Source organism: Azospirillum aestuarii (genome assembly GCF_016632405.1).
Taxonomy (GTDB): Bacteria; Pseudomonadota; Alphaproteobacteria; order Azospirillales; family Azospirillaceae; genus Azospirillum; species Azospirillum aestuarii.
This window is the reverse complement of record NZ_JAEPIV010000001.1, coordinates 653,283-672,679: the sequence shown is the minus strand read 5'-3', so window position 1 is coordinate 672,679 and position 19,397 is coordinate 653,283. Positions and strand designations below refer to the sequence as shown.

20 protein-coding genes and 1 pseudogene are annotated in these 19,397 nt (G+C 68.5%); 7 read left to right on the top strand and 14 right to left on the bottom strand.

Annotation, left to right across the window (positions count from 1 at the left end):
- Positions 1-101: 101 nt before the first annotated feature.
- Positions 102-1,481, bottom strand: coding sequence for an MATE family efflux transporter (locus JJL56_RS03110; RefSeq protein ID WP_247890912.1), 1,380 nt, complete (start codon positions 1,479-1,481; stop codon positions 102-104).
- Between the two features lie 206 nt (positions 1,482-1,687).
- On the opposite strand from JJL56_RS03110, the gene JJL56_RS03105 reads away from it, so the two are divergent.
- On the top strand, positions 1,688-1,840 hold the full coding sequence (locus tag JJL56_RS03105; RefSeq protein ID WP_109069550.1) for an entericidin A/B family lipoprotein: 153 nt from the start codon (positions 1,688-1,690) through the stop codon (positions 1,838-1,840).
- A gap of 202 nt (positions 1,841-2,042) precedes the next feature.
- Here JJL56_RS03105 and JJL56_RS03100 read toward each other — a convergent pair whose 3' ends face one another.
- Complete coding sequence (locus JJL56_RS03100) at positions 2,043-2,273, bottom strand: hypothetical protein (protein ID WP_200484147.1); 231 nt, start codon at positions 2,271-2,273, stop codon at positions 2,043-2,045.
- Between the two features lie 65 nt (positions 2,274-2,338).
- Here JJL56_RS03100 and JJL56_RS03095 point away from each other — a divergent pair, with 65 nt between their 5' ends.
- The 4 genes from JJL56_RS03095 to JJL56_RS03080 all read left to right on the top strand — a co-directional run bounded on the left by JJL56_RS03095 (position 2,339) and on the right by JJL56_RS03080 (position 4,330).
- Entirely contained in the window at positions 2,339-2,965 is a 627-nt protein-coding gene (locus tag JJL56_RS03095; RefSeq protein WP_145623640.1) for a calcium-binding protein, read from the top strand.
- A gap of 158 nt (positions 2,966-3,123) precedes the next feature.
- Positions 3,124-3,588, top strand: a complete 465-nt coding sequence (locus JJL56_RS03090) for a hypothetical protein (RefSeq protein WP_247890911.1) — start codon at positions 3,124-3,126, stop codon at positions 3,586-3,588.
- A gap of 143 nt (positions 3,589-3,731) precedes the next feature.
- Positions 3,732-3,986, top strand: coding sequence for a hypothetical protein (locus JJL56_RS03085; RefSeq protein ID WP_200484146.1), 255 nt, complete (start codon positions 3,732-3,734; stop codon positions 3,984-3,986).
- Positions 3,983-4,330: a hypothetical protein gene (locus tag JJL56_RS03080; protein ID WP_200484145.1), complete on the top strand. Its 348-nt coding sequence runs from the start codon at positions 3,983-3,985 to the stop codon at positions 4,328-4,330. Before JJL56_RS03085 ends, JJL56_RS03080 begins: the two co-directional genes overlap by 4 nt.
- Here JJL56_RS03080 and JJL56_RS03075 read toward each other — a convergent pair.
- A complete protein-coding gene (locus JJL56_RS03075) occupies positions 4,290-4,595 on the bottom strand; it encodes a hypothetical protein (RefSeq protein ID WP_200484144.1) in 306 nt (101 codons plus the stop codon). The genes JJL56_RS03080 and JJL56_RS03075 overlap by 41 nt on opposite strands.
- 372 nt (positions 4,596-4,967) lie before the next feature.
- Here JJL56_RS03075 and JJL56_RS03070 point away from each other — a divergent pair, with 372 nt between their 5' ends.
- Positions 4,968-5,408, top strand: coding sequence for a helix-turn-helix domain-containing protein (locus tag JJL56_RS03070; RefSeq protein WP_200484143.1), 441 nt, complete (start codon positions 4,968-4,970; stop codon positions 5,406-5,408).
- Positions 5,409-5,482: 74 nt separating this feature from the next.
- Positions 5,483-5,959, top strand: a pseudogene (locus tag JJL56_RS03065) (transposase); the annotation flags it as partial.
- 552 nt (positions 5,960-6,511) lie between these two features.
- On the opposite strand, the gene JJL56_RS03060 reads toward JJL56_RS03065, so the two are convergent.
- From JJL56_RS03060 to JJL56_RS03010, 11 genes are all read right to left on the bottom strand, one after another.
- Positions 6,512-8,893: a heavy metal translocating P-type ATPase gene (locus tag JJL56_RS03060; protein WP_200484142.1), complete on the bottom strand. Its 2,382-nt coding sequence runs from the start codon at positions 8,891-8,893 to the stop codon at positions 6,512-6,514.
- 151 nt (positions 8,894-9,044) lie between these two features.
- Positions 9,045-9,515, bottom strand: a complete 471-nt coding sequence (locus tag JJL56_RS03055; protein ID WP_247890909.1) for a c-type cytochrome — start codon at positions 9,513-9,515, stop codon at positions 9,045-9,047.
- A gap of 19 nt (positions 9,516-9,534) precedes the next feature.
- A complete protein-coding gene (locus JJL56_RS03050; RefSeq protein WP_200484141.1) occupies positions 9,535-10,401 on the bottom strand; it encodes a WD40/YVTN/BNR-like repeat-containing protein in 867 nt (288 codons plus the stop codon).
- A gap of 62 nt (positions 10,402-10,463) precedes the next feature.
- Complete coding sequence (locus JJL56_RS03045) at positions 10,464-10,856, bottom strand: hypothetical protein (RefSeq protein ID WP_200484140.1); 393 nt, start codon at positions 10,854-10,856, stop codon at positions 10,464-10,466.
- Between the two features lie 36 nt (positions 10,857-10,892).
- Positions 10,893-14,009, bottom strand: a complete 3,117-nt coding sequence (locus JJL56_RS03040; protein WP_200484139.1) for an efflux RND transporter permease subunit — start codon at positions 14,007-14,009, stop codon at positions 10,893-10,895.
- 13 nt (positions 14,010-14,022) lie between these two features.
- Entirely contained in the window at positions 14,023-15,747 is a 1,725-nt protein-coding gene (locus JJL56_RS03035) for an efflux RND transporter periplasmic adaptor subunit (protein WP_200484138.1), read from the bottom strand.
- Positions 15,744-16,958: a TolC family protein gene (locus JJL56_RS03030; protein WP_200484137.1), complete on the bottom strand. Its 1,215-nt coding sequence runs from the start codon at positions 16,956-16,958 to the stop codon at positions 15,744-15,746. Before JJL56_RS03030 ends, JJL56_RS03035 begins: the two co-directional genes overlap by 4 nt.
- Positions 16,951-17,628, bottom strand: coding sequence for a methyltransferase family protein (locus JJL56_RS03025; RefSeq protein WP_200484136.1), 678 nt, complete (start codon positions 17,626-17,628; stop codon positions 16,951-16,953). Before JJL56_RS03025 ends, JJL56_RS03030 begins: the two co-directional genes overlap by 8 nt.
- Complete coding sequence (locus tag JJL56_RS03020) at positions 17,625-17,897, bottom strand: DUF2933 domain-containing protein (RefSeq protein ID WP_200484135.1); 273 nt, start codon at positions 17,895-17,897, stop codon at positions 17,625-17,627. Before JJL56_RS03020 ends, JJL56_RS03025 begins: the two co-directional genes overlap by 4 nt.
- 10 nt (positions 17,898-17,907) lie before the next feature.
- Positions 17,908-18,657 (bottom strand): Spy/CpxP family protein refolding chaperone, encoded by a 750-nt coding sequence (locus JJL56_RS03015; protein WP_200484134.1) that lies wholly within the window; start codon positions 18,655-18,657, stop codon positions 17,908-17,910.
- Positions 18,658-18,813: 156 nt separating this feature from the next.
- Positions 18,814-19,167, bottom strand: coding sequence for a hypothetical protein (locus tag JJL56_RS03010; protein ID WP_200484133.1), 354 nt, complete (start codon positions 19,165-19,167; stop codon positions 18,814-18,816).
- Positions 19,168-19,397: the final 230 nt, after the last annotated feature.

Sequence of the window (19,397 nt, the reverse complement as noted above, 5' to 3'; positions counted from 1 at the left end):
GCACGGCCCTTCGGGCCGCTGCATGTAATATAAGAATTCCTATCAGCTTTCGCATGTGCACACAACGCTCCGGCAATCCCACGATTTCTGGCCTTTGCAGGTCAATGGCCTTCGGCCTTTGCAGGCCGAGGGCGGCTCAACAGCGCGAAGCGCAGCGAAAGGATGGTCACGGATACCACACTGGCGATCAAAATTCCCTCAAAAAGACCGCGCGCGCCGCGGTCCAACCCGAAGGCGAGCAAGGCCGACACCGGAATCATCACCACCGCGTAGGAGATGAAGTGCAGCGCGGTGGGAACCCAGGCGTCGCCGCGCCCGCGCAGCGCGTTCGCCATGACCACCTGTCCGCCGTCCGCCACCAGAACCCAGGCGGTGAAGGCGATCAGCGGCGCCACCGCGGCGATAAGTTCGGGATCGGCGCTGTAGATCGCGGCCAGCGGCCCCGGCACCCAGCGGTAGAGCACCCCGACTCCGGCCAGGATCAGGCTGGTGACGCCCAGCCCCGTCCAGCCGGCCAGCGCCATGTCCAGCGGGTCGCGCCGGCCATAGGCCACCCCCACCCGCACCGCCGTGGCCGAGGCCAGCCCGACCGCCGCCATGAAGGGCAGCGCCGTCAGGTTCAGCCCGACCGTGTAGGCGCCGAGCGCCAGCGGCGAGATCATCCCGGCGAACAGGCCCAGCGTGGCGAAGGCGCCGCTTTCCACGCCCAGGCTGACGCCGGCGGCGTAGCCGAGATGGCGTTGCTTGCGGCTGCCGCTCCACCAGTCGCGAACCGGGTCGCGCACCGCCCAGCGGGCGTGGTCGCTCATGTGCCAAGCGTAGAGGACGAGGCCGAGCCCCATCCCCCAGCGCACCGCCGTTGTCGCCCAGGCCGAGCCGACCGCCCCCAGGGCCGGGAAGCCGCCGTGCCCCCAGACCAGCATCCAGGCCAGCAGCGCGTTCAGAAGATTGCCGAGGATCATCGCGACCATGCCCGGCACGGGCCTCTTCAGCCCCTCCAGGAAGAAGCCGGTGGCGACGTACAGCATCATGCCCGGCATGCCGTAGCCAAGCACCGCCATGACCTGCCCGCCGCCCGCCGCCAGATCCGCTGACTGGCCGGTCAGGCGGAAGAAGGGCTCGCCGGCCAGCGAGGCCAGGGCGAACAGGATGCCGAGCAGCAGCGCGTAGGGGATTGCCCGGCGCCAGATCCGTCCGCACTCGGCGTCCTGCCCCGCCCCCAGGGCGTGGGCAGTCACCGCCACCACGCCCATCATCAGCCCCACGCCGGTGGTGACCAGCAGGTTGGCCGGCAGATGGGCCAGCCCGTAATAGGCCAGTTCCTGCGCGCTGTAGCGGCCGACGATGGCCGTATCCACCGCCATCATGACGACCAGTCCGGCGCGCGAGATGATGACCGGAGTGGCCAGCCGCAGCAGTTCGCCCGCATGGGTGCGCAGACGGTCGGCCAGGAGAGGGGTGGGAATCGCGTGGTCGGGCATGATCGGGGTGTCGGTCGCTCGTGTACGGTTGTGTCTGCGGTTGTCGGCGCCGGAGGCGGAACCGGCCATCTTGACCTTGCGGCGTACCACGTCAAGTGGCGGCTTATTGTCCTTCCGCCCTGTTGCAAATCCGCCGAACGGGCCGGAACCAACGCCCACGGCGGCGCGTTGACGAAGCAACAGCATCCATTGAGGAGTTCGGGATCATGAGCCGCGCCATGCCGTTCCCCGTCCGCCAGATCGCCCTCGCCAGCTTCGTTCTGACCTTTGCCGCCCTGCTTGCCGGCTGCAACACGATCGAAGGGGCCGGGCAGGATGTCCAGGCCGGCGGCCGGGCCGTCGAACGCGCCGCCGAGTGACGCGCCCCACCACGCTTTTCAACCACGGAAGAGACGCCCGCATGAGCGACCCCATGACGCCGGAGCGCCCCACCCCAGGACACCCTACTGAGGTGCCGCCAAGCAACCCGAACCCCCCGCAGCCGGACCGCCCGACCACACCGGACCCATACCCGGTGCCCGAAAATCCCGACACCCCCCCGGAGATGCCGCCGCCGGCGGATCAACCGGTTCCCGGCATGCCGTCGCCCACCCAGGCGTAAGACGCCGGACACGGCTGTTCTTCGCAACACGCTGTTTCAGGAAAGGCCGGTGCCGCAAGGCGCCGGCCTTTTTCCTTGTTCGGGCTTCGATATCCGGAAGTCGAAGATTCGAATCTGAAAACAACACCGAAACACATGCGCAACAACGCCCAAGGGACCGTGGCAAAAATTGGCACAACGACGTTCATCATTTTTTTACTTTTCTCTTCGCCCATCTTGATGTTAACAGTTTGTTAATCATTGAGGAGAGGCAACCATGGCCAGGTTTTCGGGCACCAACGCCGCCGAACGCTACCTCGGCACCGACTCCGCCGACACGGTCTATGGCAATGGAGGAAACGATTCGCTCGCCGGGGGGCTCGGCAACGATTTTCTGGATGGTGGGCTTGGGAATGACTGGCTGGGCGATCCCTACGCCGGCGATCCGGGCAACGACCGCATGTACGGGCGCCAAGGCGACGACCAGCTGTTCGGTGGCGCCGGCGGCGACTGGCTGGATGGCGGGTCCGGCAACGACACGGTGAAGGGCGGGCGCGGCGACGACACGCTGGTCGGCGGAACCGGTGACGATTGGCTGATCGACACGCTGCGCGACGACGGGTCCGACATCTTCCTGCCCGGCGTCGGCAACGACCATATGGTCAGCTATCGCGACAGCGCCACGGACATCTTCCGCTTCGACGTGGCGCCGGGCGGCTTCGGCACCGACGACATCAGCTATTTCGAAGCCGGTATCGACCGCGTCGAGTTCCGCGGCTTCTCCGCCGCCGACCTGACCGTTTCCACCACCGCCACCAACACGGCCTTCGGGTTCCGGGACGGGTCGTCGCTGACGGTGGATGCGGTGGGGTTGGTGTCCGGCCGCGACTACGTCTTCACCTGACCGCTGTTCTCCTCACCTGAAGGAAGTACCGCGGGCACGAGGGCCTGATGGCGCAAGGGGCGTGTCCACGGCTGGCCGCGCCCTTTTCCGCTCTTGCCCGCGGCCCCTCCGCTCCGCTGCCGCGTTATAGCCTTGCCCACGCGACGGAGGAGCCCCGCATGAACCCCCGCATGAACCATCGACGCTTCACCCCTCGCCCCGCCACCCGGCTGCTGGCCGTCTGCGCCCTGGCCGCGCTCGGCGCCTGCGCGGAGACCGGTGCCACGCAGCGCCCCATGGCACAGATGTCGCCTTTGGAGTTGGTCGGGCTGACGGTGCAGTCCATTCCCGAGAACCGCATCATGGGAGCCGTGGAGGATGTCGTCCTCACCCCGGCCCGCGAGCCGGTCCAACTCGTGGTGGCGAGCGGCGCCCCGGTCCATCCGGTGAAGCGCCATGTGACGCTGGACTCCGGCCAGTTGCGCTATTCGGAAGAGCGGCAGGCGCTGGTCCTCACCGGCATGACGGCGGACCAGTTCGACGCCCTGTTCGCCACGCCGGCCGCAATGGCTCCGGCCCTGGCTCCCCTGCCCGGCAATCCGGCCGACGCCACCAACTGGAACCGCGCCACCGCCCCGCGCTGATCCCACCTTCGGCCAGACCATGCGAAGAGCTCACCATGACGGAGCCGCAAGGTCTGGCCGGCGCGCATCCTTTGGTCTTTAAAATGTTATGATATAACGTTACATATTCCCGGTGCTGTTTAACGACACGCTGCAACGGGGGCATGGTGATCGAGGATATGGATGCGCCGGACGGTCCGGCGGGCTTCGCGGCGGCGCTGGACCTGGTGCGCTCGCTGTGGGCCGACGGACGGCACGAGGGCGTGCCGGATCGGTTGGTCGCCTGGGCGATGATGGTCGAATCGGTGGACCGCCTCGCCGCACTGCATGGCCCAAGCGCGACGGCGGCTCTGCTCGACCGGTTGGGCCAGGCCGTTCTGGACACCCCTCCGGGCGCCAGTCCGGGATCGCTTCAATGAGCGGGGTGACCAACAACCGCTTCTACGGCGCGCGCTCCTGGCGGGAGGCGAAGCCGGTGGTCCTTCACCCACGCTTCTTCGACGGGTTCCGGGATTTCCTCGACGGGCGTCCGTTCGATTACCGTGGGCTGGACGGCTGGCCGCTGCTCGACCAGCACCGCTATGAGAATGGCCGGGAGTTGGCGGCGGAATGCCGCGCCGCCGGGATCGTAGTGCGCTGGGGCGACCGCAAGCGCGTCCCACGCGGGCTGAAGGAGCTGGTTGCCGGGCGCGCCCGGCGTCGTGAAGGGCCCCGAAGGCCCCTTAGAAGCGCAGGCCGGCCGCGGGATTGTCGATCTGGTTGAGTGGGCAGCGGCAGGTCGGACAGGACAACTGGGAGAGGAGCGTGTTGCGCTGCTCCTCCGTCAGCGAGACTCCGGCGGCCTGCACGGCCTCGTCGATCATCCGGCGATGATAGGCGGTGGTGCCGCAGCCCTCGTCCAGCACACCCTTCATGTCGTCGTTCGGGATCACCCGGAACGCCGCGGCGGGACCGGATAGGGTCGCCGCCCCACTACCGACCGCGACGGCGGCAAAGGCTCGCAGGATGTGACGACGCTGGGGGGCCATGGCTGCTCCTGGATCACGACGGACGCTCGCCGTGAATCTCGGTTGGCAGGCACCCCCCGTCAAGCCCGGACTGCGCCTTTCCGGCGAAGACATTTCCCAAACCGGAACCGGACGGGAGGGGAAAGCAACTCCTCCCTCACGGTCACCCGGATGCTTAAAAAGGTTATACATGCCCAATGATTGTTAATTTTCTATAAGAAATTGAACTTCAACGATCTCTTGGCGCCCCTAACTACAGCATGATCGGATTCGTAAAGTTTAATGCCATTCCAGCATGAAAATCTTTACATTAGGGCAAATTCCTGTTGGGAGCGAAGAACGGAAGTGAGGCTTGGCTGTTGGAGCGATTGCCCCATTGTGGAGGGTGTCGCGGTGAGCCGAGCCTATTCGAGAGATTTGCGGGAGCGCGTGCTGCGGGCGTGCGCTGTCGGGACCGAGACGCAAGCGTCGATTGCCCGGCGCTTCGAGGTATCGGAGGCGACGGTGTCGGATTGGCGCAAGCAGGAGCGTGAGGACGGCCGCCAGGAGGCCAAGGCGCACGCTGGCGGACGGGTGATGCTGGCTGGCGACCTTCCGATTCTGGACGCGGTAGCGGCCGAACATCCCGGCGCCCAGTTGGCGGAATACGCGCGCCTGGTCGAGAAGTGCACCGGCCGCCACCATTCGTCGCCCGCGCTGTGTCGGGCGTTGCAGCGGCTTGGCTGGCGTCGAAAGAAAAGTCTCTGCACGCCAGCGAGCACGAGCGCGCCGATGTTCAGGCGGATCGCGCGGCGTGGCGCGAGGCCCAACCCGCCTTGCCCGCCGAGGACCTGATCTTCCTTGACGAGAGCGGCATCGACACCGCGATGACCCGGCGCTATGCCCATGCCTGAGGCGGCGCACGGGCGCTCGGCGATGCGCCGACCGGGCATTGGCGCCGTCTCACGCTGCTCGGCGCCCTGGGCGCAGAGGAGCTGGTGGCAATGATGACGGTGGCGCGCGCCACCGACACCGAGGTCTTTCCGGCCTTCCTGGAGCAAGTGTTGTTGCCCGCTCTCAAGGAGCGCCCCCACCCGATCGTCGTGCTCGACCGGCTCGCATCACACCGCAGCCCGCAGGTCCGCGCCGCCTTCGAGGCGGCCGGGGTGGAGGTGCGGTTCCGGCCGGCCTATTCCCCCGACTTCAACCCCATCGAGCCGTGCGGGTCGAAGATCAAGACGGCCCTGCGCTCCGCCGCCGCGCGGACCTGGAAGCCCTGGAAGACGCGTTGCCCGGTGTTCTCGACACCGTCACAGCTTCCGATGCCCACGGCTGGTTCCGTCACTGCGGCTACAAAGCCGCATAGCTCAAGCTTTCAGAAACAACAGGAACTTGCTCTAGGCTGAAAGCCAAGGTGCCGCTGACGAAGGGGTGGAATGGCGTGGGCCAGCGAGAGGCGCCGCCGGTCGAAGTTATGGGCCGCGTGTTGGAGGTGCTGGAACCGGACTCGCCTGACAACCCTTGGAAGGACCGTCGATGCCGATCAGAACCGGTCGGCGTTCAAACGGGTAGCCCAGTTCCTTCCATGCGCGGGAAAGCAGGCCGCGGTAGGAACTCGGCGCCTGCTTCATGTCGGGTTCAGTGTCCCTCCTTGGTCTCTCCAGAGTTCCGCCGCATGGTCGTCTTCGGGCTTGGCTCAAGGGACTGCTTCCGGACTCCGTCATGCGGGCACCCGCTTCCACGCTTCCGTGACGCAAGGACAAATGGCCACTCCGGCTTGACTGCGGCGAACCCCGGCCTCCCGCTGCCGAACAACGATCGCGTCGAGTGTTGCCCCAGCCCGGGAGCTTCGGCAGACGATACCAATGGGGATTCCCGACACCCATGGATGACGGTCAGGAGCATAGTCCGGGAAGACCGGCGTCCGGCCTTCGCGCGGGCGACACCCGTCGATCCTCCTACAATTTGAGCCTACGCAGCCGCAGCGCGTTCCCGACCACGGACACCGAACTCAGGGCCATCGCGGCCGCGGCGATGATCGGCGACAGCGTCCACCCGAATAGTGGGTAAAAGACACCCGCCGCGACCGGCACGCCGAGCGCGTTGTAGACGAACGCCAGAAACAGGTTCTGCCGGATGTTGCGCATCGTTGCCCGGCTGAGCGTCCGCGCCCGTGCGATGCCCGCCAGATCCCCCTTCACCAGCGTCACCCCGGCACTCTGAATCGCGACCTCGGTGCCGGTGCCCATCGCCACGCCGACGTCGGCCTCGGCCAGCGCGGGGGCGTCGTTCACGCCGTCTCCGGCCATCGCCACCACCCGGCCCTGCGCCTTCAGCCGCTTCACCACTTGGTTCTTGTCCTCCGGTAGCACCTCAGCCTCGACCGCGTCTATGCCCAAGCGGCGCGCCACCGCTTCGGCCGTGGTCCGGTTGTCGCCGGTCAGCATGACGATCCGCACGCCGTCGTTCCGGAGCGTCTCCAGAGCATGCGGCGTGGTCGCCTTGATCGGGTCGGCGACCGCAATCACGCCACCGGGCTGGCCGTCGATGGCGGCGAAGAGAGCGGTGGCGCCCTCGTGCCGGAGGTCGTCGGCGCGCGTTTCCAGGTCGCCCAGCGCGACACCCTGGTCCCGCATCATCGCGGCGTTGCCCAGCGACACCGTGCGCCCGCCGACCGTCCCGACCACCCCCTTGCCGGTGACGGAGCCGAAGTCGGCGACGTCCTGCACTGGCACACCCCGCTCCTTGGCGGAGGCGACGATGGCGGCCGCCAAGGGATGCTCGCTCGACCGCTCCAGGCTCGCCGCCAGCGTCAGAAGGTCCGCCTCGTCGATGCCCGGCGCCGGAACCACGGCGGTCACCTTTGGCTTGCCCTCGGTCAGGGTGCCGGTCTTGTCAACGACAAGCGTGTCGACCGTCTCGAACCGCTCCAGGGACGCCGCGTCCTTGATCAGGACGCCCGCGGTCGCCCCCTTGCCGACACCGACCATGATCGACATCGGCGTCGCCAGCCCCAGCGCGCAAGGGCAGGCGATGATGAGCACTGAGACCGCCGCGATCAGCGCGTATGAAAAGGCCGGAGACGGCCCCCAAATCAGCCACGCGACGAACGCCAGGAGCGCGACGACGATGACCGCCGGGACGAAGTAGCCGGAAACGACGTCAGCCATGCGCTGGATGGGCGCCCGGCTGCGCTGGGCCTCGGCGACCATGGTCACAATGCGGGACAGCATGGTGTCGGACCCGACCTTCTCGGCGCGCATCACCAAGGCACCGGTTTGGTTCACCGTTCCGCCGATCACCTTGGAACCGGGCTCCTTGCTGACCGGCATGGACTCGCCGGTCACCATGGACTCGTCCACGGCGCTGCGGCCCTCCAAAACCTCGCCGTCCACCGGCACGCCCTCGCCGGGGCGCACGCGCAGGCGGTCGCCGACGTGCACGGCGTCGAGCGTCACCTCCTCGTCCTCGCCGTCCGGGCGGATGCGGCGCGCCGTCTTCGGCGCCAAGTTCAGCAGGGCGCGGATGGCGCCGCCGGTCTGCTCACGGGCGCGGAGTTCGAGCACCTGGCCCAACAGCACCAGCACGGTGATGGCCGCCGCCGCCTCGTAGTAGACCGCGACGAGCCCCTCGGCGTTCCGGAAGCCCGCCGGGAAGATGCCAGGCAGGAAGGTCGCGACGAGGCTGAACACATAGGCGACGCCAACGCCGAGCGCGATCAGCGAGAACATGTTCAGGCTGCGGTTCACGAACGACAGCCAGCCCCGCTCCAGCAGCGGCCAGCCCGCCCACAGCACCACCGGCGTCGCCAGAAGGAACTGGAGCCACAGGGAAGCCTGGGGCGAGATCAGGGTGTGGAGCCCGAGCCCCGGGAGGTGGGCGCCGAGTTCCAGGAGCACGAGCGGCACGGTCAGGGCGGTGCCGATCCAGAACCGCCGCGTCATGTCGACAAGTTCCGGGTTGGGCGCTTCCTCGAGGGTGGCTCCGACCGGCTCCAGGGCCATGCCGCAGATCGGGCAGTTGCCCGGCCCCTCCTGGCGGATCTCCGGGTGCATCGGGCAGGTGTAGATCACGCCCTTCTGCGGCGACCCCTGGGCGGCCTTCTCGGGAGCGGCGGGCTTTGCCTCCGGCTTCAGGTACCGCTCCGGGTCGGCGACGAACTTGTCGTGGCAGCGCGCCGAGCAGAAGTGGAAGGCCTGGCCGCCGTGCCCGGCTTGGTGCCCGGTCCGCTCGGGATCGACCATCATGCCGCACACGGGGTCCTTCACATTAGGCCGGTCGTGCCCACCGTGACTGTGGTGGTCAGGACGGTGTGCGTGGCTGCGGTGCTGGTCGTTCATGTTCGCTTCTCCCTTCGCATGCAGGCGTCGGTGCCTCCGCGTTCGTTCGCGCTTCCCGGCACCGGCGTGCGATGGCATCCATGAAACCAAGGCTCCGCCTTCCAATGACTGGAAGGTCAAGCGCGTTGTGTGGCCCGCTCGCGTCCGCTCCTCACTTCTTCGCGCGTTCGCCCAGGGCGGCGTGGCGACGACGGATCTCCTCGGGCCAGGAACTCTTGATGAAGGCCAGGACCGCCCAGATTTCGGCATCGCTCAGCACGCCGCCGAAGGCGGGCATGTCGCTTTCGTAGCCGGGCGGGGCGAACTCAACGACGCCTTGATTGGTGATTTTGAAGAGGTCGGCGTCGGGGTGGTGCCACGTGTGCCCGGAGGCGTCGTGCGGCGGCGCGGGCAGACGGCCGTCCGGCTTGCGGCTTTGCCACTCCGGCTGGCCCTCGAGCCGCGCGCCGTGGCACGACGCGCACTGCTCCGCGTAGACCGCCTTGCCCTGGGCAACCTGGGCGGCGTCGGTTGGATCGGCGCCTGCCCTGGGTCCAGTGAGCAGGACGACGCCAGCCACCGTGCCGGCCACCGTGATTGCTGCACCCATGGCCAAGCCAACGCTAATCTTCATCGCCTTCATCACCATATCCCCCGGCACATCACGACCGGAACGGTTTCCAGGTCTTGCCGCCGTCCTGGCTGGCCAGGATGGCGCTCTTGTCGGTCACGGCGTAGAGCCGCTCGGGGTTGGTCGGGTCGACGGCCAGATGCAGCAGGACGGCGTCACCGAAGCCGTTGCTGACCGGTTGCCACGCGAGGCTCGGCTCTGTCGTCTTGAGCAGGCCGGTGCCGACTTGGTAGGCGTAGGCGGCGCCGTCCTTCGTGGTCGCAACCATGGTCGCCGGGCGCTGCACGATGTTGGCGGCCTGCCAGGTCTTGCCTGCGTCGCGGCTCACGATCAGTCCGGCGCGCGTGGCGCCGTACACGGTGTTCGGGTCCTTCGAGGACGCCGCCAGGTCGAACATGTCGGCGGGCGGCTTGCCGGTCACCTCCCAGGTCTTCCCGGAGTCGCGGCTGATCTGGACGCTGCCGTAGTGCCCGTACAGCACCTTCGGGTCGGCCGGGCTGACGTCCATCGCGTGGAAGTCCACGGGCCCGTTCACACCCGCCGAGACCTGCTCCCAGGTCTTCGCTCCATCGGTCGAGACGAGGACGCCGAGGTTCCCGCCCTTCTCCGGATGGCCGCTGGCAAAGAAGGCGTTGGGCTGCGCCGGATTTGGTGTGAACCCCATGTAGTCCCAACGGTTGTCGGATACCCGCGTGGCCGTGCCGCCGGGATTGGTCAGCCACACATCGTGATGCGAGGCGAGATACAGGCGCGACGGGTCTGTGGGGTCCACGGCAATCCCGTGGAGGTGTGAGACCTCATTCAGCTTGAGGGTCTCGGCCGCCCCGACCGGTACTGCGACCACGGCACCGAGCAGCAGGGCGGCAGCCATCGTGGCGAGTTTCTTCTTGGCGCTCATCGCGCATCTCCTTGCTTGCGGGACAGCATGGGGCGGGGAGCCTCATGCCGCCCATGCCGATCTCAGTGACCCGCGTGGCCCATCTCGAAGCGGGCCTGGACCGGCTTCTGGCCGGGCATGGTCAGGGCAGTCACGACCTTCACGCTGTCGTGCGCGCCGCCGAGGTTCGCCTGCCCCTTGAGGGCGTTGCCGCCCGCGGGTTCGAGCGCGACCTTCTGGGTCTGCTTGTTCGCCAGGACGGTCGCCTCGGCCTTGGCGCCGGTCACATCGACCGGCTTGTCGGCGCCATCGGTCACGTACAGGACGACGTCGTTGCCCTTGAGCACGACTTCGACGTGGTAGGGGCCCGCGTCGGCGCGCTGGCCGCCGTTCGGGCCAATCTTCGGGCCGTCGGCGAAGGCCGTGCCCGGAGCGGTGAAGAGGGCGACGGCGAGGAGGAGGGTCGAGAACTTCACAGTGTGGTTTCCTTCTGGATGGACAGGGTGAGGGGATCAGTAGGCCTCGGCCGGGCGCAGCGAACCGGCCTGGGCGGCGACCAGACGGTTCAGCGGCTTCTCGCCGAGCTTGAGGAAGAGGACCGGGGTCAGGAAGGTGTCGAGCAGCGTCGCGCTGACCAGCCCGCCGAAGATGGTGACGGCGACCGGGTGCAGGATCTCCTTGCCCGGCGCGTCGGCGCCGATCATCAGCGGCACCAGCGCCACCCCCGCCGAAAGCGCGGTCATCAGCACGGGTGTCAGGCGCTCCTGGCTGCCCCGGATCACCATGGCCTTGCCGAAGGTCTCGCCCTCGTGCAGGACCAGATTGATGTAGTGGCTGATCTTCAGGATGCCGTTGCGCGTGCTGATGCCGGTCAGCGTGATGAAGCCGATCATCGAGGCCACCGACAGCGGCTGCCCGGCGATCCATAGAGCGGCAACGCTGCCGATCAGGGCCAGCGGCACGTTGCCCATGATGATGAGCGCCAGCACGGCCGACCGGTAGCGGCTGTAGAGCACCAGGAAGATCATCGCCAGCGACACCATCGACAGCGCGGCGATGGTCTTCGACGCCTCCTCCTGCGCCTGGAAGGTGCCTTCTAAGCTGGTGAAGTAGCCGGACGGCAACTGCGACGTGGAGACGACATTGCGGATGCCAGCGACGATCTGCGCCATGTCCGTCTGGCCGTCGGAGTTGCCGAGGATGACGATGCGGCGCTTGCCGTTCTCCCGGAGGATCTGGTTGGGGCCGTCCGTCTCCTCGACCGAGGCGAACATGCTGAGCGGCACCCGGCCCGCCGGGGTCTCGACCAGCAGGTTCGCCAGGCCGCTGGTGGTGCGGTCCTCGTCCGACAGGCGCAGCACGACGTCGAAACGCCGGGTGCCGTCGACGATCTCAGACACCACGCGGCCGTTGGACAGGCTCTCCAGCGCCTCCGTCGCCATGGACGGGGTGACGCCGTAGAGCGCCGCCCGCTCGTAGTCCACGACCACCTGGACCTGCGGGATGCGCACCTGCTTCTCGATCTGGAGGTCCACCAGTCCCGGAACCGCCGAGAGCTTCTGCTGAAGCTGCCCGGCGAGGCTGCGCAGGGTGTCGAGATCCTCCCCAAAGACCTTCAACGCGATCTGGGCGCGGACCCCGGAGAGCATGTGGTCGAGCCGGTGTGAGATCGGCTGGCCGATGTTCACCGACACCGGCAGGGCGGCCAGCCGGGTGCGGACATCGGCCAGCACCTCGGCCCGGCTGCGTTCGGACGGCTTCAGGTCGACGTCGATCTCGCTGGAGTGGACGCCCTCGGCGTGCTCGTCGAGTTCGGCGCGGCCGGTGCGGCGCCCGACGGAGGCCACCTCGGGCACCTGCATGATCAGCCTCTCCGCCGCCAGCCCGACCCGGTTGGACTCGGCCAGCGAGATGCCGGGGTTCAGCACCATGGAGATGGTCAGCGTGCCCTCGTTGAACGGCGGCAGGAAGGCGCGTGGCAGGCTCGGGACCGTCGCCGCGGCGATCAGGACGGCGGCCGCCACGGTGGCGAACAGCGTCCCCGGGTTGGCGAAGGCCCAGCCCAGGAGCCGGGCGTTCCCGGCCTTCAGCTTGCGGACCAGCCAGCTGTCGTGCTCCTCCAGCCGCTTCAGGCGCGGCAGCAGGTAGTAGGACAGCACCGGCGTGACGGTGATCGCCGTAATGAGGCTGGCCAGGATGGAGACGATGTAGGCCAAGCCCAGCGGCGCGAACAGCCGCCCTTCGATGCCCGATAGGGCGAACAACGGGACGAAGACCAGGATGATGATGACCGTGGCGTAGACGATGCCCGAGCGCACCTCCTGCGAGGCACCCGCCACCACCTCCAGGATAGGCCGCGGGTTGCCTGCGCGGCGGTTCTCGCCCAGCCGCCGGTAGATGTTCTCAACGTCCACCACGGCGTCGTCGACGAGTTCGCCGATGGCGATGGCGAGACCACCCAACGTCATGGTGTTGATCGACATGCCGAACGCCTTGAACACCAGCACGGTGATCAGGATCGAGATCGGGATGGCGGTCAGCGAGATGAACGTGGTGCGCACGTTCAGCAGGAACAGGAAGAGGATCACCGCCACGACGGCGACCGCCTCCAGCAGCACCTTCTCCACGTTGCCGATGGAGGTCTGGATGAAGTTGGCCTGCTTGAACAGGATCTCGTCGGCGTGGACGCCCTTCGGCAGGAACTGCGCCAAGTCGCGCAACGCCCGCTCGACCTCGGCGGTGAGTTCGGTGGTGTCGGCGCCGGGCTGCTTCTGCACCGACAGGATCACGGCGGGCTTGCCGTTCACCCCCGCGTCGCCGCGCTTCACGCGGGGGGCGAAGTCCACGGCGGCGATCTGGTGGAGCAGGATCGGCTGCCCCGTCTTGTAGGCGACGACGAGGTTGCGCAGATCCTCCAGCCGGGTCGTCCGGCCGATGTTGCGGATCAGGTACTCCTGGGAATGCTGGTCGATGAAGCCGCCACCGGTGTTCGCCGAGAATTGCTGGAGCGCCTTCACCAACTCGTCGGTCGTGATCTCCAGGTCGTGCAGGCGCGCCGGGTCGGGGGCGACGCGGTACTGCCGGATCTCCCCGCCGATGGGGATGACCTGGCTGACGCCGGGGATGGCGAGCAGCCGCGGCCGCACCACCCAGTCGGCGAGTTCACGGACCTCCATTGGGCCGACGCCGTCGCCGCTCATGGCGATCAGCATGATCTCGCCCATGATGGACGAGATCGGCCCCATCTGCGGCCGGATGTTGGGCGGAAGCTGTCCCTGGACGATGGCCAGCCGCTCCGCGACCTGCTGGCGGTTGCGGTAGATGTCCGTGCCCCAGTCGAACTCGACGAAGACGATGCTGAGCCCGACGCCGGAGACCGAACGCACACGGGTGATGCCCGGCATGCCGTTCATCGACGTTTCCAGCGGGAAGGAGACCAACTGCTCGACCTCCTCCGGCGCCAGCCCCTCGGCCTCCGTCATCAGCGTGACCGTGGGCTTGTTCAGGTCGGGGAAGACGTCGATCGGCAGGTCCTTCAGCACGAAGGACCCGTACACGACCAGGATCGCCGCGGCGGCCAGGACGAAGAGCCGGTTGCGCAGGCTCGTGTTGACGAGGAAGTTGAACATGGCGGGGGGCTCCTCACCGGATCTGATTGAGGAGACCGGCGCCGTCGGTGACGATGCGCGCTTCCGGCTCGACACCCGCCAGGACCAGCACCGTGTTGCCGTCGACGGGCTGCGTGCGCACCGGGCGGGCGACGAAGCGTTGCGGGGTGTCGTGCTGCCAGACGATGGGCTGGCCGCTGGCGTTGCGCACCACGCTCTGCCGCGGCAGGACGATGCCGGACGCCTTCCCCTGGATCTGTGCGACGATGCGCACCGGTTGGCCGACGCTCAGGCCCTGGGGTGGGTTGTCGATCCGGAAGAGCAGCAGGATGGCCTGTTGGCGCAATGCCAGACTGTGCCCCAGGTGCCCGAGGGTCAGGGTGAGGCCGTCGGCGGTGGTCGCCGTGGCGCCGCGGACACTGTTCGCCACGCGGGGGTCGAAGGCGACCGCCTCGATCATCAGCCGCGCCGGGTCGACGATCTCGAACAGCACCTGGTCGCGCCCCTCGACCACCTGTCCGGCCTTGATGTTGTTGGCGGTGACCACCCCGGAGATGGGCGCCCGCAGGGCTTCCTTGGTCGTCAGCGCGGGGGACAGGGCCGCCCGGCGCTTGCGCAGCCCGTTGAGGTTGGCCTCCGCCTCTTCGATGTCGCGCTGGGGCACGCTGCCTTCCAGCTTCCGGAGCCGTTGGAGGCGGGACTCGGCAATGACGAGCTCCTGCTCCACCACGGCGATCTGCTGCTGGATGCCGCTGCGGTCCACAAAAGTCACGGCGGGGGCGATGTGGGCCAGGATCTGCCCGGCCTCGACCCGCTGGCCGACGTAGGGCAGCCCCTTGTCCCCCGGCTCGATGCGACCGCTCTGCGTGGCCTGGACGTGGCCGCCGCCGTTGGGGTCGGCGATGATCTGACCGATCAACTGCACCGTCTGCGCCGCCTCCTGCGGCTTGGCAACGATGGTTCGGACCGCCAGCAGGCGCTGCGACGGCTTGGGCACGTACAGGCTGCCGTCCGGCAGGCGCCGCGGGCTCTCCGAGGCGCCGGTCGCCCCTATCGGGACAGCCGCCGCCGGTGCTTTGCCCCCGTCCTCGTCGCCGTGGCTGTGGTCCTCGCCACCGTGGGCGAAGGCGGCGCCGGTCGCCAACAGCAGGCCGATGCCGACCAGCGCGGCGCCCGCGACCGTCCGCGTGCGTCCACGCTGGGTCAGGGCGACGGTGGTCAGGACCCCGAGCAGGAAGACCATGACCGCCCCCAGCATCAGGCCGGAATCGTTCCGGACTTGGCCGAGGACGGCGGAAACACCCTGCGCACCTCCGGTCTGCGCTTCGGCCGCACCTGCCGGGATCTCCAGGGTACCGATCAGCAGGTCGGCCGCGTCGGCCGCGGTGATGGAGACGGTTACGTCATGTGATCCCGGCTTTGAGAGCCATGCCGGTTCGAGGCGGTAGACGCCCTCCTCGCCGGAGACGGGCGAGGCCGTCGCGGCCTCGCCATCGGCGCTCACCTCGATGGTGGCGCCGTTCACGGGCTCGTTGGTGGCGAAGCGGTCCAGATGGACGAGCAAGGTCTTTCCCCGGGCGACCGCCACGAGTTCGAAGTCGGACGAGGACGCTTCCAGGGTGGGGGCGGCCGTCGTGACGACCGGCTTCGGCTCCTCGCCGCCATGGGTGTGGCCCTCATGGGCGAGGGTGGGAGCGGCGACCGGCGCGGCAAGGCTTGCGGCGACGGCGGTCGCGGCAAGAAGGCGTCGGGTGGTCATGGGAGAACTCCGAGGGATTGGTTCATACGGGCGCGGGCGGCGCCGAGCTGGACTTCGGCGGTGGCGCGGGCGAGGTCGGCCTCGAAGGCCGCCTCCTGGGCGCGCACGTACTCGACGAGGCTGATCTCGCCCGCCCTCCGGGCGCGCTCGATGTTCGACAGGCGTGCCCTGAGGGCCGCAGCCCGGTCGCGCGCGATCGACAGGCGCTCGCTCGCCGCCTGGTGGGCGAGGCGGGCTTGCCGGATGTCCGACTCGACCGTACGGGTCGCGTTGGCCTGCTCGGCCTCGGAGCGGACAACCTCGCTCAGCGCCTCAGCCCGCTTGGGCGCGTTCACGGCCTCGACCGCGAACGGGATGCGGACGGAGACGCCGAACACGGTGTCGTAGCGTTCCTCGCGGCTGTCGCGCTCGCGGCGGGCCATCAGCCCGACCTCCGGGCTGTCGCGCGTCGTCAGGTCCACCAGTTGGCGCTGGGCCTGAGCCGAGCGGACGCCCAGCCGCGCCGCCAGCAGGGAGGGGTGCTGCTCAAGCGGCGGCTCGCCGATCTCCGGCTCCGGTGCCGCCTTCGGCGGCGCCATGCCGGTGAGCGTCCGGAACGCTTGGCGGGCCTCCTCCAGGGCGAGTTCCTCGTCGCGGAGATCCGCCGCGATGGAGAGAGCCTCGGCGCGGGCCAGTTGATGGTCGGCCTCCGAAATCTCCCCGGCCCGGGCGGTCCGTCGGGTGTCGGCCTCAAGCTGGCGGGCGACCGTCAGGCGCTGCCGGGCGAGCTCGGCGCGGCGCTCGGCCAGCGCGACCTGCCACTGGGCCCTCCGGACCTCCCCGGCGACCGCCAACTGGCGCGCGGCGATCTCGGCGTCGGTGCGCGCCAGAAGCGCGTCGCCCGCCCGGACGGTCGCCGTTCCCTGGCCGGGCAGCCAGAGCGGGACGCCGAGTTCGGCCTCGTACTCGCGCCGTCCGATGTTCCGGTTCAAGTAGTCGCTCGTGTGCCGCAGCGTGACCGCCGGAGCAGCCGGGACCAGCGCCTCCCCGGCGCCGCGCCGGGCGGTGGCCATGGCCCTCTGGGCCTCCAGGCTCCTGACCTCGGGATTGAGCTTCCAGGCGCCCTCGACCGCGTCCCGAAGCGTCTGCGCTCCGGCCGGGAGCGCCAGCAGGCACACGGCGACGGACGTTGCCGCCGCTTGCTTCAGGAGCTTCCAACCAAGATCACGCACCGAACGACCCTCCCACTCTGGGGTGGTTCGGCCCACGGAAGGAAAGACGCGGAAGCCAACCCGGAGTGACCGCGGCGTAACGCTCGTACTCGGCTCCGAACACCCGGAGGGCTTCCCGCTCCTCGGACCGGGCCAGACGGACGTACATCAGGACCAGCAGCGGGAACATCGCCAGCGTCAGGATGGTCGGCCACTGGAGCAGAAAGCCGAACAGGATGCCGATGAAAGCGATGTACTGCGGGTGCCGGACATGGGCGTACACGCCCGTCGTGGCGAGCCGGTCTTGCTTCTGCGCCGCGTGAAGCACTTTCCAGGCCGCCGAGAGCAGGACGAAGCCCGCGAGGATCAGGACGTTGCTGAGGACGTGCAGCACGTTGAAGTGCGGGTTGCCCTCCAGGCCGAGGACGGTCGACCAGAGGTGCCCGGCGTCGTGGGACAGGATGTCGAGGCTCGGGTAGCGGGTCTGGAGCCAGCCCGAGAGGAGGTGGATGGTCAGCGGAAAGCCGTACATCTCAGTGAACAGGGCCACGATGAAGGCGCTGAACGCCCCGAAGGACCGCCAGTCCCGCGGTGACTGCGGCTTGCCGAAGCTGAAGGCGAAGACGATGAAGATGGCCGAGTTGAGGGCAACCAGCACCCACAGGCCGTAGGCCGAGGCTTCGTGCGTCATGGCAAGCCTCCCTTGGTCGGCCGGTCGGCGTCACCATTCCCGCCGTGGCCGCCATGCCCGTGGCCGCCGTGCATGAACAGGTGCATCAGCGGGCACAGCAGCAAGACGAGAAGCGGAAGAGCGTCGAGCACATGGTCGACGTGGAAGAGCGACAGGTACACGGCCGCCAGGGAGGTCGCGCCGAGTCCGGCCAAGCCGGTCCAGGTTTGGTACCAGGGCGTGCGCGCCTGCGGCTCGGGAGCGTGATTGGGGTGTTCGTGGTGCGTCATGGCCGCCTCCTCACATCATGCCCATGGGGCCGGGGAGCAGCCGGTCCGCGAGCGCCTTCTGCTCGTCGGTCAGCACGGCGTAGAGCGGCTTGGCGGCGGACTCCAGCGCCTTCAGGGCGTCGAGCCGGGTGGACAGCGCCTTCTGCTGGAAAGCGAGCCGGTCGGGCCAGGAGGAGGGCATGCCGCTTTTGGTCATCTGCTCGTGCATGGCCTGATGGGCCTTGGCGTTCGCCCGCAGCGTGTCGGCGAAGGCGTTCCACTGCGGCGCCTGGGCGTCGGTGATCTTGAGTTCGGCCTTCAGGAACGCGATGCGGCCCTCGACGTGCTCGAAGGGCAAGCCCATTCCGGCCTGCTGGCCCATCATCATCTGTCGCATCATGGACATCATGCCGGGCCCCATCATCCCGGATTGGCCGTCCTGCTGGCCCGACATGCCGCCCATCATCGAACGCATCTGGTCCATGTTCATCATCATGCCGGGCTGGCCACCCTGTGCCTGGGCGCCGGGCTGGACGATGATGCCGCTGCCCATGCCCTGACCCATCATCGGCGCGTTGCCGGGCGCGCCGGGCTTCGCGCCCGGGGTCGGCTGCGTGGGAGCCGGGGTCGGGGCCGGAGCGGGCTGGGCCTGCGTCGTGGCCGCGGCACCGTCCGGATGATGGGCGTTGTGGTCCTGGTCGGTGGTGGTCTGGGCCTGGGCGACCGACATCATGGCGGTCAGCGCGAGTGCCGGGAGCATCTTGCGGGTGAGAGACGACATGGCGTCCTCCATCTGAACATTGGGTTCATGCCATCCCGGACGGACTCCACGCGGGAGCGCCGGGGACGCAAAAGCCAAGCGCACGAATCCGGAGTCGGCGTCCTTCGCCGAGCCGAGGCTCAGGTCGGGCGCGGGCGGACTCGTGGCGTCAGATGGTCAGAGCGGGGGGCGGAAAGCCGGGGCGATGCCGATGCCGTCCGGCGTGGCCAGGGCAGGCAGATGCTGCGTCGTGTTCAGGCGCGGGGTGAACGCCTCGACCATCGCAGCGGGGAGGCCTCCGTGCATGGTGACGCACTGAGCGACGCTGCAGCAGGCCCCTTCGTCGAGCAGGCCAAGGTCCCCACACGGAGCTTCCTCGTGCTCGTGGTCCGGGACGGTCGCGATGGCGTCGCCATGGTCGTCGACCAGAAGAACGTGCTCATGAGGGGTCTGGGACGCATGGTGAGGCCCCAGGTTGGCGTGGCTCGGCGCGGCATAGACGAGCAGCGTGGCCAGCATCAGCAGGCTCACCACCACCCTCCTCGCCGACGACCGCGTCGCACGCCACATGGCGTTTGCCTCATCTTGTGGGAACCGTGCGGCACCCCAGTGCCCACCGCACCCTCATGGAAACCTACGACCGTTTCCTGGCCCCTGCAACAACAGATGGCTTCGGCAACGATCCCTACCAAGCGTCGGAGAAGGAGTGCGTCGGAATGTCCCCCGCACCTTCGACCGGGCCGGAGATGCCACAGGAAGAA

What these genes read in the sequence shown, in the direction of transcription:
- JJL56_RS03100 (WP_200484147.1), bottom strand. Translation starts at nt 2,273, where the DNA reads ATGATGAACGTCGTTGTGCCAATTTTTGCCACGGTCCCTTGGGCGTTG.
- JJL56_RS03110 (WP_247890912.1), bottom strand. Translation starts at nt 1,481, where the DNA reads ATGCCCGACCACGCGATTCCCACCCCTCTCCTGGCCGACCGTCTGCGC.
- JJL56_RS03075 (WP_200484144.1), bottom strand. Translation starts at nt 4,595, where the DNA reads ATGGCCCCCCAGCGTCGTCACATCCTGCGAGCCTTTGCCGCCGTCGCG.
- JJL56_RS03055 (WP_247890909.1), bottom strand. Translation starts at nt 9,515, where the DNA reads ATGAAGGCGATGAAGATTAGCGTTGGCTTGGCCATGGGTGCAGCAATC.
- JJL56_RS03105 (WP_109069550.1), top strand. Translation starts at nt 1,688, where the DNA reads ATGAGCCGCGCCATGCCGTTCCCCGTCCGCCAGATCGCCCTCGCCAGC.
- JJL56_RS03020 (WP_200484135.1), bottom strand. Translation starts at nt 17,897, where the DNA reads ATGACGCACCACGAACACCCCAATCACGCTCCCGAGCCGCAGGCGCGC.
- JJL56_RS03035 (WP_200484138.1), bottom strand. Translation starts at nt 15,747, where the DNA reads ATGACCACCCGACGCCTTCTTGCCGCGACCGCCGTCGCCGCAAGCCTT.
- JJL56_RS03015 (WP_200484134.1), bottom strand. Translation starts at nt 18,657, where the DNA reads ATGTCGTCTCTCACCCGCAAGATGCTCCCGGCACTCGCGCTGACCGCC.
- JJL56_RS03060 (WP_200484142.1), bottom strand. Translation starts at nt 8,893, where the DNA reads ATGAACGACCAGCACCGCAGCCACGCACACCGTCCTGACCACCACAGT.
- JJL56_RS03025 (WP_200484136.1), bottom strand. Translation starts at nt 17,628, where the DNA reads ATGACGCACGAAGCCTCGGCCTACGGCCTGTGGGTGCTGGTTGCCCTC.
- JJL56_RS03085 (WP_200484146.1), top strand. Translation starts at nt 3,732, where the DNA reads ATGGTGATCGAGGATATGGATGCGCCGGACGGTCCGGCGGGCTTCGCG.
- JJL56_RS03040 (WP_200484139.1), bottom strand. Translation starts at nt 14,009, where the DNA reads ATGTTCAACTTCCTCGTCAACACGAGCCTGCGCAACCGGCTCTTCGTC.
- JJL56_RS03095 (WP_145623640.1), top strand. Translation starts at nt 2,339, where the DNA reads ATGGCCAGGTTTTCGGGCACCAACGCCGCCGAACGCTACCTCGGCACC.
- JJL56_RS03050 (WP_200484141.1), bottom strand. Translation starts at nt 10,401, where the DNA reads ATGAGCGCCAAGAAGAAACTCGCCACGATGGCTGCCGCCCTGCTGCTC.
- JJL56_RS03080 (WP_200484145.1), top strand. Translation starts at nt 3,983, where the DNA reads ATGAGCGGGGTGACCAACAACCGCTTCTACGGCGCGCGCTCCTGGCGG.
- JJL56_RS03090 (WP_247890911.1), top strand. Translation starts at nt 3,124, where the DNA reads ATGAACCCCCGCATGAACCATCGACGCTTCACCCCTCGCCCCGCCACC.